General features: G+C 67.9%; 16 protein-coding genes. 10 read left to right on the top strand and 6 right to left on the bottom strand.

Annotated features, from left to right (window positions below; genetic code table 11):
- The first annotated feature begins 13 nt into the window (after window positions 1–13).
- Genes AC1DMS_RS02485 through AC1DMS_RS02455 form a run of 7 tightly spaced genes read left to right on the top strand, consistent with a single transcriptional unit; the run spans window position 14 to window position 8,724 of the window.
- Complete coding sequence (locus tag AC1DMS_RS02485) at window positions 14–1,411, top strand: dicarboxylate/amino acid:cation symporter (RefSeq protein WP_018904177.1); 1,398 nt, start codon at window positions 14–16, stop codon at window positions 1,409–1,411.
- A 32-nt stretch (window positions 1,412–1,443) separates the two neighbouring features.
- Window positions 1,444–2,778 (top strand): NAD(P)/FAD-dependent oxidoreductase, encoded by a 1,335-nt coding sequence (locus AC1DMS_RS02480; RefSeq protein ID WP_018904178.1) that lies wholly within the window; start codon window positions 1,444–1,446, stop codon window positions 2,776–2,778.
- Window positions 2,779–2,825: 47 nt separating this feature from the next.
- Window positions 2,826–4,010, top strand: coding sequence for an acetyl-CoA C-acetyltransferase (locus tag AC1DMS_RS02475; RefSeq protein ID WP_026283941.1), 1,185 nt, complete (start codon window positions 2,826–2,828; stop codon window positions 4,008–4,010).
- Window positions 4,011–4,049: 39 nt separating this feature from the next.
- Complete coding sequence (gene phbB / locus AC1DMS_RS02470) at window positions 4,050–4,805, top strand: acetoacetyl-CoA reductase (protein WP_012748757.1); 756 nt, start codon at window positions 4,050–4,052, stop codon at window positions 4,803–4,805.
- 10 nt (window positions 4,806–4,815) lie between these two features.
- Window positions 4,816–5,490 carry a DUF6781 family protein gene (locus tag AC1DMS_RS02465; RefSeq protein ID WP_478180631.1) on the top strand — a complete coding sequence of 225 codons (675 nt, stop codon included), beginning with the start codon at window positions 4,816–4,818 and terminating at the stop codon, window positions 5,488–5,490.
- 34 nt (window positions 5,491–5,524) lie between these two features.
- Window positions 5,525–7,360: a sensor histidine kinase gene (locus AC1DMS_RS02460; protein ID WP_018904181.1), complete on the top strand. Its 1,836-nt coding sequence runs from the start codon at window positions 5,525–5,527 to the stop codon at window positions 7,358–7,360.
- A complete protein-coding gene (locus AC1DMS_RS02455) occupies window positions 7,357–8,724 on the top strand; it encodes a sigma-54-dependent transcriptional regulator (RefSeq protein ID WP_012748760.1) in 1,368 nt (455 codons plus the stop codon). Before AC1DMS_RS02460 ends, AC1DMS_RS02455 begins: the two co-directional genes overlap by 4 nt.
- A gap of 9 nt (window positions 8,725–8,733) precedes the next feature.
- Here the strand turns inward: AC1DMS_RS02455 and AC1DMS_RS02450 are convergent, their stop codons facing one another.
- From AC1DMS_RS02450 to AC1DMS_RS02435, 4 genes are read right to left on the bottom strand one after another with little or no spacing between them, the layout of a single operon-like run.
- Entirely contained in the window at window positions 8,734–9,951 is a 1,218-nt protein-coding gene (locus AC1DMS_RS02450; RefSeq protein WP_278877497.1) for an NAD(P)/FAD-dependent oxidoreductase, read from the bottom strand.
- 4 nt (window positions 9,952–9,955) lie between these two features.
- Window positions 9,956–10,273, bottom strand: coding sequence for a non-heme iron oxygenase ferredoxin subunit (locus AC1DMS_RS02445; protein WP_278877494.1), 318 nt, complete (start codon window positions 10,271–10,273; stop codon window positions 9,956–9,958).
- A gap of 8 nt (window positions 10,274–10,281) precedes the next feature.
- Window positions 10,282–10,752 carry an aromatic-ring-hydroxylating dioxygenase subunit beta gene (locus AC1DMS_RS02440; protein ID WP_369664593.1) on the bottom strand — a complete coding sequence of 157 codons (471 nt, stop codon included), beginning with the start codon at window positions 10,750–10,752 and terminating at the stop codon, window positions 10,282–10,284.
- Between the two features lies 1 nt (window position 10,753).
- Entirely contained in the window at window positions 10,754–12,019 is a 1,266-nt protein-coding gene (locus AC1DMS_RS02435; protein WP_369664592.1) for an aromatic ring-hydroxylating dioxygenase subunit alpha, read from the bottom strand.
- 128 nt (window positions 12,020–12,147) lie between these two features.
- Between AC1DMS_RS02435 and AC1DMS_RS02430 the strand changes: the two genes are divergently transcribed.
- Window positions 12,148–13,062 carry a LysR family transcriptional regulator gene (locus AC1DMS_RS02430; protein WP_369664591.1) on the top strand — a complete coding sequence of 305 codons (915 nt, stop codon included), beginning with the start codon at window positions 12,148–12,150 and terminating at the stop codon, window positions 13,060–13,062.
- 86 nt (window positions 13,063–13,148) lie between these two features.
- Complete coding sequence (locus AC1DMS_RS02425) at window positions 13,149–13,859, top strand: gamma-glutamylcyclotransferase (protein WP_307596024.1); 711 nt, start codon at window positions 13,149–13,151, stop codon at window positions 13,857–13,859.
- 16 nt (window positions 13,860–13,875) lie between these two features.
- On the opposite strand, the gene AC1DMS_RS02420 is transcribed toward AC1DMS_RS02425, so the two are convergent.
- Window positions 13,876–15,516, bottom strand: a complete 1,641-nt coding sequence (locus tag AC1DMS_RS02420; protein ID WP_018904189.1) for an AMP-binding protein — start codon at window positions 15,514–15,516, stop codon at window positions 13,876–13,878.
- A 29-nt stretch (window positions 15,517–15,545) separates the two neighbouring features.
- Window positions 15,546–16,136 carry a 2-hydroxychromene-2-carboxylate isomerase gene (locus AC1DMS_RS02415; protein ID WP_018904190.1) on the bottom strand — a complete coding sequence of 197 codons (591 nt, stop codon included), beginning with the start codon at window positions 16,134–16,136 and terminating at the stop codon, window positions 15,546–15,548.
- Window positions 16,137–16,294: 158 nt separating this feature from the next.
- Between AC1DMS_RS02415 and AC1DMS_RS02410 the strand changes: the two genes are divergently transcribed.
- On the top strand, window positions 16,295–17,035 hold the full coding sequence (locus AC1DMS_RS02410) for an SDR family oxidoreductase (protein WP_018904191.1): 741 nt from the start codon (window positions 16,295–16,297) through the stop codon (window positions 17,033–17,035).
- Window position 17,036: the final 1 nt, after the last annotated feature.

The following is a 17,036-nucleotide window of genomic DNA, read 5'->3' as shown; positions in this document are numbered from 1 at the left end:
GGAGGGTGCGGCCATGAACGACACCGTGACGCCGCCGGCGTCTGAAATTTTCCAGGAGATTCCCGTGGACCAACCATCCGTCGCACCCAAGCCCTTCTACAGATCGCTCTACTTCCAGGTCATCACCGCCATCGTGCTCGGGGTGCTGCTCGGGCACTTCTGGCCCGACACCGGCGCATCGATGAAACCGCTGGGCGACGGCTTCATCAAGCTCATCAAGATGATCATCGCGCCGATCATCTTCTGCACCGTGGTGGTGGGCATCGCGGGCATGGAAGACATGAAGAAGGTCGGCAAGACCGGCGGCCTGGCGCTCCTGTACTTCGAGATCGTGAGCTCCATCGCGCTGGTGGTGGGCCTGGTGATCATCAACATCGTGCGCCCCGGCGCCGGCATGAATGTCGACGTGAGCCAGCTCGACGCCAAGAGCATCGCGGCCTACACCGGCCCTGGCAAGATGCAGAGCACCACCGACTTCCTGCTCAACGTGATCCCCAGCACGGTGGTCGATGCCTTCGCCAAGGGCGAGATCCTGCAGGTGCTGCTGGTCGCGGTGATGTTCGGCTTTGCGCTGCACAAGTTCGGCGGCCGCGGCACGCTGGTGTTCGACGTGATCGAGAAGGGCTCGCACGTGCTCTTCGTGATCGTGGGCTACATCATGAAGGTCGCGCCGATCGGCGCCTTCGGCGCCATGGCCTTCACCATCGGCAAGTACGGCGTGAGTTCGCTGCTGCAGTTGGGCCAGCTGATGGCCACCTTCTACCTGACCTGCCTGCTGTTCATCTTCGTGGTGCTGGGGAGCATCGCGCGCTTCCACGGCTTCAGCATCTGGAAGTTCATCAAGTACATCAAGGAAGAACTGCTGATCGTGCTGGGCACCTCGTCGAGCGAATCGGTGCTGCCTCGCATGATGGCCAAGCTGGAGAACCTGGGCGCCAAGAAGTCGGTGGTCGGCCTGGTGGTGCCCACGGGCTACTCCTTCAACCTGGACGGCACCTCCATCTACCTGACGATGGCGGCGGTGTTCATCGCGCAGGCCACCAACACCGACATGACGCTCACGCAGCAGTTCACGCTGCTGGCGGTGCTGCTGCTCACCTCGAAGGGCGCAGCGGGTGTCACGGGCAGCGGCTTCATCGTGCTGGCGGCCACGCTGTCGGCCGTGGGCCACGTGCCGGTCGCGGGCCTGGCGCTCATCCTGGGCATCGACCGCTTCATGTCGGAAGCCCGCGCGCTGACCAACCTGATCGGCAACGGCGTGGCCACGGTGGTGGTCGCCAAGTGGACCAACGACCTGGACACCGTGCGCATGAAGCGCATCCTGGACAACGAGACATCGGCCGAATCCGACGCGCCCGAGGCGGTGCTGGACAAGGTCGAGACCCACATGCCCGTGGCCCAGCCGCGCTGAGGCGGCCACATGCCTGTACGGAACAGCCCACCATGAACAGCCCCGTGCAGAAGCACCGCGTGGTCATCGTGGGCGGCGGCGCCGGCGGCCTGGAACTGGCCACGCGCCTGGGCGATTCGCTGGGAAAGAAGGGGCGGGCGGAGATCACGCTGATCGACAAGCACCGCACCCACGTGTGGAAGCCCAAGCTGCACGAGATCGCCTCGGGCAGCATGGACATGAGCGCGCACGAGGTCGACTACCTCGCGCAGGCGCACTGGCACCACTTTCGCTTCCGGCTCGGCGAGCTGACCGGCATCGACCGCGAGCGGCGCGAAGTGCAGGTGGCGCCGTACCTCGACGACGAAGGCCGGCTGGTCACGCCCGAGCGCGCCTTCGGCTACGACACGCTGGTGGTCGCCGTCGGCAGCCTCAGCAACGATTTCGGCACGCCCGGCGTGCGCGAGCACGCGCTGCGGCTCGAATCGAAGGCCGATGCGCAGCGCTTTCACCAGCGCATGGTCAACGCCTGCATCCGCGCGCATGCGCAGGCCACGCCGCTGCGGCCCGAGCAGCTGCACGTGGCGATCATCGGCGCAGGCGCCACGGGCGTGGAGCTGGCGGCCGAGCTGCACCGCACCACGCGCGAAGTGGTGGCCTACGGGCTGGACCGCGTGGATGCCGAGAAAGACATCCAGGTCAGCGTGATCGAAGCGGCCGACCGCGTGCTCCCCGCATTACCCGCGCGCATGTCGGCCGCCACCGAGGCACTGCTTCGCAAGCTGGGCGTGGATGTGCATACCTCCGCCAAGGTGGCCGAGGTGCTGCCCGAGGGCGTGCGCCTGGCCGACGGCCGCGTGCTGCCGGCCGAGCTGGTGGTGTGGGCCGCGGGCGTGAAGGCGGCCGATTTCATGAAGGACATCGCGGGCCTGGAGACCAACCGCAGCAACCAGCTCGCGGTGCTGCCCACGCTGCAGACCACGCGCGATGAGCACATCTTCGCCATCGGCGACTGCGCGGCCTGCGACTGGCCCGAGGCCAACGGCGGCAAGGGCGGCCTGGTGCCGCCGCGCGCGCAGGCGGCGCACCAGCAGGCCTCGCACGTCGCGGCGCAGATCCGCCGGCGCCTGGACGCAAAGGCGCTCGAGCCCTACCGCTACCGCGACTTCGGCTCGCTGGTCTCGCTCGGCGAATTCAGCACCGTGGGCAACATGATGGGCGGCCTGATCGGCGGGAGCCTGATGGTCGAGGGGCTGTTCGCGCGGCTCATGTACATGTCGCTCTACAAGATGCACGAGCTGGCGCTGCACGGCGTCGTCAAGGTCTCGCTCGACACGCTCGCCCGCCTCATCACGCGGCGCACCGAACCCCACGTCAAGCTGCATTGAGCAGCCCAGCGCAATCCTTCTTTCGCACCAACCTCAAGGAGATTTTCATGTCAGACGATATCGTGATCGTGGCCGCGCAACGCACGGCGGTCGGTAAGTTCGGCGGCGCGCTGGCCGGCACGGCCGCGCCGGAACTGGGCGCGCATGTGGTGAAGGGGCTGCTCGAGAAGGCCGGCGTGCCGGGCGATGCGGTGTCCGAGGTGATCATGGGCCAGGTGCTCGCGGCCGGCGCGGGGCAGAACCCGGCGCGCCAGACGGTCATCAAGGCGGGGCTGCCCATCGGCGTGCCGGGCCTCACCATCAACAAGGTCTGCGGCTCGGGCCTGAAGGCCGTGATGCTGGCGGCGCAGGCCGTGAAATGCGGCGATGCCGAGATCGTGGTGGCCGGCGGCCAGGAGAACATGAGCGCCGCGCCGCACGTGCTGCCCAACTCGCGCAACGGCCAGCGCATGGGCGACTGGAAGCTGGTCGACACCATGATCGTGGACGGGCTGTGGGACGTCTACAACCAGTACCACATGGGCACCACGGCCGAGAACGTGGCCAAGAAGTACGGCATCACGCGCGAGATGCAGGACGCGCTCGCGCTCGCCTCGCAGCAGAAGGCCGCGGCTGCGCAGGACGCCGGGCGCTTCGACGACGAGATCCTGCCGTTCAGCATCGCGCAGAAAAAGGGCGAGCCCATCGTCTTCGCGGCCGACGAGTTCGTGAACCGCAAGACCAACGCCGACGCACTCGCCGGCCTGCGCCCGGCCTTCGACAAGACGGGCTCGGTGACGGCCGGCAATGCTTCGGGCCTGAACGACGGCGCGGCTGTGGTGCTGGTGATGTCGGCCTCGCGCGCCGCCGCGCTAGGCCTGCAGCCGCTGGCGGTGATCCGCGCCTATGCGAGCGCGGGCCTGGACCCGTCGCTCATGGGCATGGGCCCGGTGCCCGCTTCGCAGCTCGCGCTCAAGAAGGCCGGCTGGAAGGCGCAGGACCTCGACCTGATGGAGATCAACGAAGCCTTCGCGGCCCAGGCCTGCGCGGTCAACCGCGAGATGGACTGGGACACCAGCCGCATCAACGTGAACGGCGGTGCCATTGCCATCGGCCACCCCATCGGCGCCTCGGGCTGCCGCGTGCTGGTGACGCTGCTGCACGAGATGCGCCGCCGCGGCGCCAACAAGGGCCTGGCCTCGCTGTGCATCGGCGGCGGCATGGGCGTGGCGCTTGCAGTCGAACGCGCTTGAACGGATTTTTTGTCACACAACGCACCAAGGAGAATGCAGATGAGCGAAAGCAAGCAGCAACAAGTGGTCCTGGTCACCGGCGGCATGGGGGGCCTGGGCGAGACGATCTCCACCAAGATGGTCGATGCGGGCTACAAGCTCGCGGTGACCTATTCGCCCGGCAACAAGTCGCACGCCGACTGGGTCGCGCAGATGGCCGGGCGCGGCTACCAGATCCTGGCCGTGCCCTGCGACGTGGCCGACTACGACTCCTGCGCACGGGCGGTGGGCCAGGTGCAGGAAGCCCTGGGCCCGGTCGACGTGCTGGTCAACAACGCCGGCATCACGCGCGACATGACCTTCAAGAAAATGGACCAGATCAACTGGAACGCCGTGCTGCGCACCAACCTAGACAGCCTGTTCAACATGAGCAAGCAGGTGGCCGACGGCATGGTGGAGCGGGGCTGGGGCCGCATCATCAACGTGTCGTCGGTGAACGGCTCGAAGGGTGCGTTCGGGCAGACCAACTACTCGGCCGCCAAGGCCGGGGTGCACGGCTTCACCAAGGCGCTGGCGCTGGAGGTGGCCAGGAAGGGCGTGACCGTGAACACCATCTCGCCCGGCTACATCGGCACGAAGATGGTCACGGCCATTCCGAAGGAAGTGCTCGACAGCAAGATCCTGCCGCACATTCCCGTGGGGCGCCTGGGCAAGCCCGAGGAAGTGGCGGGGCTGATCATCTACCTGGCCTCGGAAGAGGCGGCCTTCGTGACGGGCGCCAACATCGCCATCAACGGCGGCCAGCACATGCAATGAACGCACGACCATGATCCTCAAGAACGGCATCGATCAGGCCGCACTGATCACCAAGTTCACCGACGCCTCCGCCAGGCAGGGCGAGACCATCCGCAAGACCGTGCACGAGGCCACGCTCAAGGCGCTGCAGGGCCGCGAGCTCACGCTGGCGAACATCCGGCAGGTGCTGGGCACGGTCATCAAGGCGGCTTCGGCCGGCGCAGAAGGCAGCAAGCTGCCCGCGCCCGACGTGCAGGCGCTGCTGGCCAAGGCCTTCGCCGGCATGGACGGTGCGCTGGAGCAGGCGGTGCTGGCCAACCAGCGCGCGCTGCAGCAGTTGGTGGACCAGGGCGTGAGCCTGCGCGAGACGCAGCTCAAGAAGGCGCTCGCCGACATCGAGAAGATGGAAGACACGCTGTTCGCCAGCGTCAGAAAGGCGGCCCCGGTGGACGGCCCGTGGAGCGGCGTGTTCCAGGCGCTGCAGGGCAAGGGCACCGGCACCGGCGCGCGCGCCACCGCGGCGCTCGAGCAGCTCATGCAAGACACGCACAAGAACCTGCGCGACGGCCGCGCGCTGAGCCTGCGCGCCACGCAGGCAATGCTCGACAGCTATGCCACGCTCGCGAGCGGCGTGCTGATCGGCATGTCCGAAGCCCTGAAGCAGGGCGGGGCGGCTTCCGGACGCACGCCATCGGGCAGCCACTGATGCGGCGGCGGCGGCCTTGTGCAATAACGGGTTCATGATTCCACGGGAGCCGGCCCGGCGCTTCGACTTGCCTTCCCGCAGCCCGAGACGGTGGCGCGGCCTGCCGCGCTGGTGCGGCGCACTGGCGCTCGTGGCCGCGGCCGCCTTTGCGGGGCACCACTTCGCCATGCAGAACGGCCTCGCGCGGCTGCGCGAGGCAGCCGACCACCGGCTCGACATGCTCGCCACCGGGCTCGATGCCGACCTGGCCCGTTTCGAGTACCTGCCGGCGCTGCTGGAGATGACGCCCATCGTCCCCGGGCTGCTCGGCACGCCCTCGGACGCGTCGCTGCGCGATGCGGTCAACCGCTACCTCGACGGCGTCAACGCCGCCGCCGGCGCGGAGATGCTCTACGTGCTGGATGCCGCCGGCACCTCGCTGGCGGCTTCCGACTGGAACCGGCCCGGCACCACCGTCGGCCAGGACCTGTCGTTCCGGCCCTACGTGATCGATGCGCTGGGGCAGGGCAAGGGCCGCTTCTACGGCGTCGGCATCACCAGCCGCAAGCCCGGCTACTACCTCTCGTATGCCTTGCGCCGCGGCCAGCCCACGCGCGGCGTGGTCGCCGTGAAGGTCAACCTGGAAGAAACCGAACGCGCCTGGCGCAAGCTGCCGGGCGACGTGGCGCTGATCGACCAGCGCGGCGTGGTGATCCTCGCCACCCGCGAAGAGCTCAAGTTCCGGCCGCTGCTGCCGCTCGACGCCGTGCAGCGGGCCGAGGTGCAGCGCTCGCGCCCCTACGGCGAGGCCGGCCTGCAGCCGCTGCAATGGACGCTGAAGCAGACGCTGGCGCGCGATGTGAAGGTGATCGCGCTCGACGGCGTCGACCAGCTGGCCTCGACGCGTTCGCTGCGCGGTGCGCCGTGGCAGCTGATGGCGCTCGACGACCTGGCGCCGGTGCGCGTGGGCGCGCGCAACGCGGCCATCACCGCGAGCCTGGCAATGGCGGTGCTGCTGCTGATGGCCGTCACGCTGTGGCAGCGCCGCCGCGCCGTGCGGCAGAAGCTGGCCAACCAGGCTGCGCTGCAGGCGGCGCACGACACGCTCGAATCGACCGTGGTGGCGCGCACCGCGCAGCTGCGCGCCGCCCAGGGCGAGCTGGTGCATGCCGGCAAGATGGCGGCGCTGGGCCAGATGTCGGCCGGCGTGGTGCACGAGCTGAACCAGCCGCTCACCGCGATGCGCACGCTCTCGGAGAGCGCCGCCATCCTGCTCGACAAGAACCGCCTGGACGACGTGCGCGGCAACCTGCAGCGCATCCGGGGCATGGTCGACCGCCTGGCGCGCCTGACCTCGCAGCTCAAGACCTTCGCGCACAAGAACGAGCTTCCGCTCGCGGCAGTGCTGATGGCGCGAGCCGTGGCCGACGCGCAGGCCATCGTGGCCGAGGCCACGAAGAAGAACGGCGTCGCCATCGAGGTCGACGTGCAGCCCGCGAGCCTGAGCGTGATGGCCGAAGAGGCCGCGCTGGGCAGCGTGCTCGTCAACCTGATGCGCAACGCCATCGACGCCATGCAGGCTTCGCCCCGGCGCAGGCTGCGGCTCGAGGCGCGGCCGCAGGAGGGCCGGGTGATCCTGCGCGTGAGCGACACCGGGCCGGGCATTCCACCCGACATCCTGCCGCGCCTGTTCGAGCCCTTCGTCTCCAGCAAGCCGGCGGGCGCGGGCCTCGGGCTCGGGCTCGCGATCTCGGCACAATTGGTGCGGGCCATGGACGGCACGCTGCGTGCGGCCAACCTGCCGGAAGGCGGTGCCTGCTTTGTCGCCGACCTGCCCGCCGCCGTTTACGCCATCCCTATTCCCGCCCTTACAGGAGTGATCAACAAGTGAGCGAAAGCCCCGCCATCCGGGTGATGCTGGTCGAGGACGACGAAGACGTCCGCATCAGCACGACGCAGGTGCTGACCCTGGCCGGTTTCGAGGTCGAGTCCTTTGCAAGCGTCGAACGCGCACGCGGCCACATCCGCTTCGGCGTGCCGGCCATCGTGGTCTGCGACGTGCGCCTGCCGGGCCTGAGCGGCGCCGAATGGCTGCCCGAGCTGCACGGCATCGATGCCGAGCTGCCCGTGATCCTGGTCACCGGCCACGGCCATATCGCGATGGCGGTGCAGGCCATGCGCGAGGGCGCCTACGACTTCATCGAGAAGCCTTTCGGTTCCGAGCGGCTGGTGGCCATCGTGCGCCATGCCGTCGAGCGCCGGCAGCTCTCGCTGCAGGTGCGCGCGCTGCGCGATGCATTGGAAAACTGGAACGGCATCCAGTCGGTGCTGATCGGCCGGTCGGCCCAGATGCAGCTGGTGCGCCGCAACGTGATGACGCTGGCCGAAACCTCGGCCGATGTGCTGATCTACGGCGAGACCGGCACCGGCAAGGAACTGGTCGCGCGCTGCCTGCACGACCACAGCGAGCGCCGCCGCCAGCATTTCGTTCCGCTCAATTGCGGCGGCCTGCCCGAGGCGCTGGCCGAGAGCGAGCTGTTCGGCCACGAGGCCGGCGCCTTCACCAGCGCCAACCGCGTGCGCGTGGGAAAGTTCGAATATGCCAACGGCGGCACGCTCTTCCTCGACGAGATCGAGAGCATGCCGGTGGCGGTGCAGATCAAGCTGCTGCGCGCGCTGCAGGAACGCTGCATCGAGCGCATCGGCTCCAACAAGGCCATTCCCTTCGACTGCCGCGTGGTGGCCGCAAGCAAGGACGACCTGAAGGAAATGAGCGACCGCCAGAAGTTCAGGGCCGACCTGTACTACCGGCTCGGCGTCGCCTTCATCGAGCTGCCGCCGCTGCGCGAACGGCGCGAAGACATTCCCCTGCTGTTCGAGCACTTCACGCTGCTGGCCGCGAGCCGCTACGAACGTGCGGCGCCGCTGCCCACCAACGCTCAGCTGGCCGACCTGATGGCCTATGCGTGGCCGGGCAACGTGCGCGAGCTGCGCAACGTGGCCGACCGCTTCGTGCTGGGCCTGCTCGGCGAGCGGCTGACGCAGACCCGCGGCACCGGCGAGGGCTCGCCAGCGCTGCCGCGCGCGCTGCCGCAGCAGGTCGAATCCTTCGAGCGTGCGGTGATCGTCGAGGCGCTGCGCAAGCACCAGGGCGACCAGCCGGCCACGGCCGCCGCGCTGGCCATCGCGCGGCAGACGCTGCACGACAAGCTGCGCAAGCTCGGCATCGCGGCGGAGGAGTTCAAGGCCCAGTGACCTGCTGACTCACAGCTTGGCGAGCGGCACCTGCAGGTCGGCGAGCTGCGCCGCATCGACGCGGGTGCGGCGCTCGATCAGCCGCCGCGCAACGCGCAGGTCGCGCGCGGCATTGGGGCCCAGCGCCGCAACGACCTTGCCGGCATCCAGGAAGAACATCACGAAGCTGCTGGAATTCCGGTCGCCGCGCACCACCACATCGTGCGCCGGCGTGGGCATGCCGAAGATCTGCAGGTTGACCTCGTACTGGTCCGACCAGAACCAGGGCAGCGGCTGATGGTTCACCGCGATGCCGAGCGCGGCGCGCGCGGCGGCAATGCCTTGCTCCTGGGCGTTCTGCCACGATTCGAGCCGCATCCGCCGCCCCGCCCATTCGCAGTGCCACGTGGCCACGTCGCCCGCGGCCAGGATGTCGGGATCGGATGAGCGGCATTGCGAATCGACCCGCACGCCGCCATCGCACGCCAGGCCCGCCTCGCGCGCGAGCTCGTCGTTGGGGACCAGGCCGACACCGACGAGGACCGCGTCGCATTCGAGCGCGCGTCCATCGGTGAATGACGCCGTGAGGCCACCTTGCGCGCTCTGCGCCAGGCGCTCGATGCCGGTGCCGAGCCGGACATCGACGCCATGCGCGGCGTGGAGCTGCAGCAGGTAGCCGGAAATTTCCGGCGGAACGGTGCGCTCGCAGAGCCGGCCCGTCGCTTCGACGACGGTCACACCCAGGCCCTTCTTCCGCGCCGTCGCGGCCACCTCGAGCCCGATCCAGCCGCCCCCGACCACGAGCAGCCGCCTGCCGGCCGACAGCGCGGCACCGAGCGCCGCCGCATCCTCGATGCTGCGCAGGCTGAAGACGCCGGGCAGATCCGCACCCGGAATATTCAGACGGCGCGCCCGGCCGCCGCTGCAGAGGATCAGCTTGTCGTACGGAACATGTTCTCCCTGCGTCAGGTGGAGCTGCTTCGCCGCCCGGTCGATGAAGGTCGCGCCGACATTCGGCCGCCAGTCGATGTCGAGCGCATCGAAGGCCTCCGGTTTCAGCAGATGCGTGGTGTCCGCAGGCGCGTCCCCGGCGAGCACCGCCTTGGACAGCGGCGGGCGTTCGTAGGGACGATGGGGCTCGTCGCCGACCAGCACCACGCGGCCCGCGAAACCCTCGCTGCGCAGCGTTTGCGCGGCCCAGCCGCCGGCCTGGCCGGCGCCCACGATGGCGATGGTCCCGCTGCTCATGGCTTCAGTCGAGCGAGAGGAACACGCGGCCCGCCTCGATCCTCACGGGGTAGGAGCGGATCGCCTCGGTCACCGGCGCGCAGATCGGCTTGCCGTTGCGCACGTCGAACTTGCCCTGGTGCAGCGGGCATTCGATCTCGTGCCCTTCGAGGAAGCCCTCGCACAGGCGCGCATGGCCATGGGTGCACACGTTGTCGGTCGCGTAGATCTGGCCGTCCACGTTGTACAGCGCAATGTCGCGCCCGCCGACCTGCATGCCGACGACATCGTCGGCGGGCACTTCGTCGACCGCTGCGGCCTCGGTCCATTGGGAATCGCTCATGGCTGGCCTCAGAGGGGATAGATGACGGAGTTGGGGATCATTTCGCTGTCGTAGATGACCTGGCGCGAGGCGAACTTCAGCCCCTCCGGGGTGCGCACGACCACGTCGATGTAGCGGCCCACGTTGAACACGCTCGACAGTTCCGAGAGCTTGGTGCGGAACACCGCGTAGTTGGCCTCGCACTCGAAGCGGTCCGCCTCGGCCTTCAGCACGAGCGGCGTCCCGACCACGTGGCGCTGGTAGTAGGGGTCGTGGAACAGGGTCTCGTGGATGCCGTAGACGCGGTCCTTCAGCATGCCCTTGCTCTCGAACGACAGCGTGGCCAGCGGAAAGCCGCGTTCGTGGTTCTCGCGCGGCTGCAGGCGGTAGCTGCAGTCTTCCGTGAAGAATTCCGGCCAGAGTTCCCATTGGCCGGAGCTCACCGCCTGGGCGTAGCGGGCGTAGAGCTGGGTCAGCTCGAAGTAGTCCTGGAAGTTCATTTCAAACCTCCATCACCTTGCGCCAGTATTCGTACATGCCGCGGATCAGGGTCTCGGTGACCATATGGTCCGTGTCGCCGACCTCGCGGCCGCCGAGCTCGGCGAGCGTGCGGTGGAAAGGCTTCTGCTCGAAGCCTTTCTGCGAGAGCTCGATCACCTCGCCATCGTCGGCCGAGACGAAGCCCGCCGGCCCGAAGAGGTTGGCCTGGCGCAGCCGCCGAAGCGTCATGGCCTCGTCGTCGTCCTCGAAGCCGAAGTGCGTCCAGACGAAATCGAAGGCGCCGGGGCCGCTCGGCTGGATGTGCCGGGTCGAGACGCTGTTGACCTGCTGCTGGAAGATCACGCTCGGGAACAGCGTCATCATCACCGCCGTCGGGCCGCGCCACCACGGCTCGGGCACGATGTCCAGGAAGCGGTCGTCGTTGAGCTTCATGCTTTCCTTGAAGCTCGACACCTGGGTGACCTGGTCCGCCTTGCCGCTCGCGCCGCGGGTCGAGATCATGGCGGCGTGGCGGTGATGGCGGTCCATCTTCAGCTCCGACTTGTTGTCCGCGCGCCAGAGGCCGAAGGTGACGAACCACGTGTGCAGCAGGCCCGGGTGGTAGGGGTCCTTGATGTTCTCCTGCATCAGCTTCCAGTTGCCGGGAATGCGCTGGCGGTTGTAGCCGAGGATCGTGAGCTTGCGGCCGTTGAAGAGCCGGTCGAAGTAGCCCAGGATCTCCGGGCCCATGAAGTCCTCGAGCGGTTCCACCTCTGCATCGAAGGACGCGAACACGACGCCGCCGCGTGTCGCAACCCTGAGCTTGTTGAGGCCGTGCTCGGCCGGCTTGAAGTCGGCCGGCATCCCGCCGTTGACCTTGCCGTCCTGCTTGACGCCGCGGCGGAAAGGCACGCCCTGCAGGTCGCCGCCGAGCGAATAGTTCCACTGGTGGTACGGGCAGGTGAAGCCGCCGGCCTTGCGGTTGCCGTGCCGCTCGCGGCAGAACTGCATGCCCCGGTGCGCGCACACGTTCTCCACCACGCTGATGGAATCCTCGGCATCGCGGACCATGATCACCGAGCGCTCGCCGATCACCGTGCGCTTGAAATCGCCGACCTCCGGAATCTCGGCCTCCAGGCCCACGTAGCACCAGTGGCCCCGGTAGAAGAGGCGCTCGAGCTCGCGCCGGTGCTGGTCGGCGTCGGTGTAGGCCATGAAGGGGATGCGGCTCGTGCCCTTGTCTTCCCAGCGGATCTGCTGCGGAAAGACGGCGGATGTGTCGTCCATTTCTTGTCTCCTGTGCGGCCGCGTCGCCCGGGCCGCTCGTCTCGTGGTGCCCGATGATCGGCCGTTCGAGGCTATCGTTCAATAGAATGTGCCGAATAGTTCATATAGATTTCGCGAATGGGGATGCCGTGGAGCTCAAGGACATCGACCTCAACCTGCTGGTGGTGTTCAACCAGCTGCTGATCGACCGGCGGGTGTCGAAGGTGGCGGCGAATCTCGGCCTTTCGCAGCCGGGCGTGAGCAACGCGCTGGCGCGCCTTCGCAAGCTCACCGACGACCCGCTGTTTCTCAGAACACCCAAGGGCATGGAGCCCACGCCTTTCGCCGAGCAGCTGGCCGCGCCGACCGCGAGCGCGCTGCAGACGATCCATGCCGCCATCAACCAGCGCAGCTCGTTCGATCCGGCCACCTCGGCGCGCGCCTTCACCATCGGCATGACCGACATCGGGGAGATCTATTTCCTGCCCAAGCTGATGCAGGAGCTGGCGCGCGTGGCGCCGGGCCTGTCGATCAGCACCGTCCGCAACACGGCGGTCAATCTCCAGGACGAGATGGAATCCGGCCACGTCGCGCTGGCCATCGGCCTGCTGCCGCAGCTGAAAAGCGGCTACTTCCAGCGCCGGCTGTTCAAGCAGCACTACGTCTGCATGTTCCGCCGCGGGCATGCGCTCGACAAGCGGCAGATCTCGCTGGCCGAGTTCTCGAAGGCCGATCATGTGGTCGTGGTGTCGGAAGGAACCGGCCACGGCAAGGCGGACGAGCTTCTCGGCCGCAAGAAGATCGTGCGCAAGGTCGTGCTGACCGTGCCGCACTACGTGGCGGTCGGCCATATCCTGCATGGCTCCGACCTGGTGGCGACGGTGCCCGAACGGCTCGCGCAGGCCCTGGCCGAGCCGTTCGACCTGTCCTATGTGCGCCATCCGGCCCGGCTGCCCGAGATTGCGATCAGCCTGTTCTGGCACGGCCGCTATCACCGGGACCCCGCCGTGGCGTGGCTGCGCGCCTTGATCGTGCGGCTTCACGGGGAAGGTGCGCCCGGCTGAAGCTCTCCAGTGAATTCACGATCGTTCACTAAACGATCTCAATGCTATCATCGGGTCTTTCCCACAGGATCCCGAGAGGCCCGCCCATGCGTTATCCCGGCCCGCGCGAGAACGACCGAGCTGGATCGAAGGCAGCGGCCGAGCCCGTGCGGGTCACCCGCGAAGGGCTGCTCGACGACGCCTTCATGGCGCAGGTCTACGCGCAGCTCCCGGCGGGCGTGCGGCTGCGCAGCGCAGAGGAGCTGGAAGCCTCCATCGAAGGCATCCTGTCGCGGCACGATGGCCATGCGGCCGTTCATGTGTTCGGATATGGATCGCTGATGTGGAACCCCGCGGTGGAGCACACAGCCATGCATCCGGCGAAAGTCCACGGTTGGCACCGCGCCTTCTGCCTGCGCTCGGTCGTCGGGCGAGGCTCGCAGGAGCGCCCCGGGTTGATGCTCGCCCTCGACCGGGGCGGCGCGTGCCAGGGCGTGCTGCTGCAGATCGAGCCGCGCAAGGTGCGCGATGAGCTGCGGGTGCTCTGGCGAAGGGAGATGCTGACCGAGGTGTACCAGGCCCGGTGGGTGACCGCCCATGTGGAGGGCCGGCCGGTGCGCGCGATCACCTTTGCGGTCGACCGGTCCCATCCCCGCTACACGAAGGCGCTCTCCCCGCATGAGATGGCCCGGATGATCAACACGGGAGCGGGCAGCCTCGGCAGCTGCCGCGAGTATTTCGATGCCACGCTTCGAAAGCTCGAGGCGCTCGGCATACGCGACATGGGGATGGAGCGCCTGCGCAGCGCCGCGGGCTGAAGCCCCATCCACACCCTCAGGCCGCCGCTGGGGCCCGCAGTTCCTTGCGCAGGATCTTGCCCACGGTCGATTTGGGCAGTGCCTCGAGAAAGGTGATGCGCCGAGGCACCTTGTAGGGCGCCAGGAGCTCGCGGCAGTGCGATTCGACCTGGTCCGCCTGCAGGCCCGGCGAGCGGCGCACGACGAACAGGTGGGGGACTTCGCCGGAGCGCTCGTCGGGTACGCCGACGCAGGCGCACTCCAGCACGTCCGGATGCAGCGCGACCACGCCCTCGATCTCGTTCGGATACACGTTGAATCCGGACACCAGGATCATGTCCTTCTTGCGGTCGACGATGGTCATCAGCCCCTGTGCATCCATGGTGACGACATCGCCCGTGCGGAACCAGCCATCGCTGGTGAATGCCAGGCGCGTTTCTTCCTCGCGCTTCCAGTAGCCGGCAAACACCTGCGGCCCCTTGATGAGCAGCTCGCCGGGCGCGCCCTGCGCCACCGGCCCGCCCGCGTCGTCGACGATCATCACGTCGGTGGAGGGCACCGGAACGCCGATGGTGCCGTTGCAGCCCGGCGCATTGAAGGTGGCGCTGGGCGACGTTTCCGTGAGCCCGTAGGCCTCGGTGATCGGCGGGCCGCCGGCCGCCTCCCACCTGCGCGCGACCGCCGCCTGGATCGAGGCGCCGGCGCCGATGACCATGCCGCAACGCGAGAAATCGACCGACGACAGTTCGGGCAGGTTCACCATGCCGTTGAACATGGTGTTGACGCCGATCAGCACGTCGAAAGGCGCTCGCCGCAATTCGGCGCACAGCGCCTGGATGTCGCGCGGATTCATGACGAGCCGGTTGTGTCCGCCGCTCGCCAGCGCCATCAGCGCCATGCCGAGCGGGAAGATGTGGTACAGCGGCAGCGGCGTGACCAGCTCGAAGTTCTGGATCTCGAGGTTCAGCCGCAGCCAGGACTGCATCTGCAGCACACTCACCAGGACGTTGCGATGCGTGAGGCAGGCGCCCTTCGACACGCCGGTCGTGCCGCCCGTGTATTGCAGGAATGCGAGGTCGGAAGGGCGCACCTGTGGGGCGCTGAAGCCGGCAGCCTGCACCGATGCGATGGCGGCGTGCAGCGGGACGAGATGCACGTCGGAGCCGCGCGCCCGCACCGGCCGATCGCCGGCGGGCGCGAGCAGCGACCGCCTCAGCTCCTGCATCGGCACGGTGACGACGTGCCGCACTTCCGTCCGCTCGATGGCTTCGGCCGCGAGTCCCGCGAACGGATCGGCAACCACCAGCGCCACCGCGCCGGAATCCGCCAGCTGGTAGGCCACCTCGCGGGCTGTGTAGAGCGGGTTCATCGTCACCCCCACGAAGCCTGCGCGTGCAATCGCGGCCAGGGCAACCGGATAGAGAAGGTGGTTCGGCAGCAGCAGCGCCACGCGGTCGCCGGGCTGCAGGCCTGCCGACTGCAGGAATGCCGCAAAGCGAGCCGATGCTTGTTCGAGCTCGGCGAAGCTCAGCGATTCGCCGTTGCAGGTCACGGCCGGCCGGCTGGCGTTGCGAGCGAAGGCACCTTCGAACAGGGTGGCGAGGGTGTCGTGCTCGCCGTACACGAGGTCGCGGGGCAGTCCTGCCGGGTAGGACGCATGCCAGATTCTTTGATCCACGTTGTCTCCTTTTTTCTTGAGGGGTCTGGTCAGGACAGCGCTTCGCGAACGAAGTCCATCCGGTCCTGGCCGAAGAACATCTGGTCGCCGACGAAGAGCGTGGGTGCGCCGAACACGCCGCGCTCGACCGCCTCTTGCGTGGTTGCCTTCAATGCGGCCTTGGTCTCGGCGTCCTGCGCCAGGCGCTCGATCTCGGCGGGGTCGAACCCGCCTTCGGCCAGCGTGCGGGCCGTGAGCTGCGCATCGTTCAGGTTGAGCGCATCGATCCACAGCGCCTTGAACACGCAGCCCAGCAGCTGCTGCAGCTGTTCGGGCCGGCGCAGTTGAATGCCGGTGACCGCACGCATGAGGAACAGCGTGATGACCGGGAAGTGCGGATTGCCCTGGAACGGCACGCCATAGCGGCGCGCATGGCGCTCGTAGTCCATCTGCGTATAGCGGCCCTTGACGGGAATGGTGGCCGGCGAGGCGTTGCCGGTGGCCTGGTAGACGCCGCCCAGCAGCATCGGCCGGTAGACGAGCTCGGCGCCGTGGCTTGCGCACAGGGCAGGCAGCTGCGTCCATGCCAGGTACGACGACGGGCTTCCGACATCGAAGAAGAAATCGACTGACTTGCTCATTCAAGCTCCTTTAAGTTAACGGACGTTTGGTAAACGGAAGCTATGTGATTGAGCGGCCTTCGTCAACGGGGTTTCCTTGGGCCTTGCCCTCAATTGACAAACGAACGTTCATTGATTAACGTGCAATGACCTAACGAACGTTTTTTAAAGGAGACCGTATGGACCCATCAGCCAACCACCGCGGCGTGGCTCTCGTCGTCGGCGCGGGCGACGCCACCGGCAGCGCGATCGGCGCGCGCTTCGCCCGCGAGGGCTATGTCGCGTGCCTCACGCGGCGATCGGCCGACAAGCTGGAGCCGGCCGTCGAGCGCATCCGCGCGGCCGGCGGCCAGGCCTTCGGCTACGGCAGCGATGCGCGCAAGGAGGAGGAGGTCGTGGCCCTCGTCGACCAGATCGAGAAGGAGCGCGGCCCGATCGAGGTGATGGTGTTCAACATCGGTGCCAACGTGTCCAGCAGCATCCTGGAAGAGACCGGGCGCAAGTACATGAAGATCTGGGAGATGGCCGCCTTCAGCGCCTTCCTGAATGCGCGCGAGGTCGCCCGCAGGATGGTCGAGCGCGGGCGCGGCACGATTCTTTTTACCGGCGCGACGGCCGGCATCCGCGGCTCGGCGAAGTTCGCGGCCTTTGCCGGCGCCAAGCATGCGCTGCGCGCCCTGGCCCAGAGCATGGCGCGCGAGCTCGGTCCGCGCGGCATCCACGTGGCCCACATCGTGGTCGACGGCGCGATCGACACGGAGTTCATCCGCAGCAACTTCCCCGAACGCTATGCGCTGAAGGAGCAGGGCGGCATCCTGAACCCCGAGCACATTGCGGAGAACTACTGGTACCTGCACACCCAGCCCCGGGACGCCTGGACCTTCGAGATGGACCTGCGCCCCTACATGGAAACCTGGTGAA

This window comes from Variovorax sp. 05T418, assembly GCF_056396385.1.
This window is presented reverse-complemented; position numbering and strand designations above follow the sequence as displayed.

Excerpts from the sequence above, each read along its gene's own strand:
- AC1DMS_RS02485 (WP_018904177.1), top strand. The coding sequence starts at position 14 with ATGAACGACACCGTGACGCCGCCGGCGTCTGAAATTTTCCAGGAGATT.
- AC1DMS_RS02480 (WP_018904178.1), top strand. The coding sequence starts at position 1,444 with ATGAACAGCCCCGTGCAGAAGCACCGCGTGGTCATCGTGGGCGGCGGC.
- AC1DMS_RS02475 (WP_026283941.1), top strand. The coding sequence starts at position 2,826 with ATGTCAGACGATATCGTGATCGTGGCCGCGCAACGCACGGCGGTCGGT.
- phbB (WP_012748757.1), top strand. The coding sequence starts at position 4,050 with ATGAGCGAAAGCAAGCAGCAACAAGTGGTCCTGGTCACCGGCGGCATG.
- AC1DMS_RS02465 (WP_478180631.1), top strand. The coding sequence starts at position 4,816 with ATGATCCTCAAGAACGGCATCGATCAGGCCGCACTGATCACCAAGTTC.
- AC1DMS_RS02460 (WP_018904181.1), top strand. The coding sequence starts at position 5,525 with ATGATTCCACGGGAGCCGGCCCGGCGCTTCGACTTGCCTTCCCGCAGC.
- AC1DMS_RS02450 (WP_278877497.1), bottom strand. The coding sequence starts at position 9,951 with ATGAGCAGCGGGACCATCGCCATCGTGGGCGCCGGCCAGGCCGGCGGC.
- AC1DMS_RS02445 (WP_278877494.1), bottom strand. The coding sequence starts at position 10,273 with ATGAGCGATTCCCAATGGACCGAGGCCGCAGCGGTCGACGAAGTGCCC.
- AC1DMS_RS02440 (WP_369664593.1), bottom strand. The coding sequence starts at position 10,752 with ATGAACTTCCAGGACTACTTCGAGCTGACCCAGCTCTACGCCCGCTAC.
- AC1DMS_RS02435 (WP_369664592.1), bottom strand. The coding sequence starts at position 12,019 with ATGGACGACACATCCGCCGTCTTTCCGCAGCAGATCCGCTGGGAAGAC.
- AC1DMS_RS02425 (WP_307596024.1), top strand. The coding sequence starts at position 13,149 with ATGCGTTATCCCGGCCCGCGCGAGAACGACCGAGCTGGATCGAAGGCA.
- AC1DMS_RS02415 (WP_018904190.1), bottom strand. The coding sequence starts at position 16,136 with ATGAGCAAGTCAGTCGATTTCTTCTTCGATGTCGGAAGCCCGTCGTCG.
- AC1DMS_RS02410 (WP_018904191.1), top strand. The coding sequence starts at position 16,295 with ATGGACCCATCAGCCAACCACCGCGGCGTGGCTCTCGTCGTCGGCGCG.